Source organism: Aquabacterium sp. A08 (assembly GCF_011742065.1).
Window position 1 is genome coordinate 1 of sequence record NZ_JAAQQT010000501.1, and the last position, 229, is coordinate 229.

General features: G+C 69.4%; 1 pseudogene. It reads right to left on the reverse strand.

Annotation, left to right across the window (positions count from 1 at the left end):
* Window positions 1-144 precede the first annotated feature (144 nt).
* Window positions 145-229 (reverse strand): annotated as a pseudogene (gpmA, locus tag HA630_RS27365) (2,3-diphosphoglycerate-dependent phosphoglycerate mutase); the annotation flags it as partial.

Here is a 229-nt window from a genome sequence, read left to right on the forward strand (position 1 = left end):
AGGGCGCCCACGGCGACCCAACCGGCAATCTTCAATTTCTGGCCCATCACTCAACCCTTAGAACGGTTGCGTTGCAATATACACCTAGGAATGCGGCGGCGCGTTTCGGTTCCCCGATGCCCGCCCGGGGTGCCGGCGCCGGGCTCAGGCCTTGCCCTGGCTGGCCACGGCGGCAGCGGCCGCTTCGGCCGCCGCGGCGTCGCCCAGGTAGTAGCGGCGCAGCGGTTGC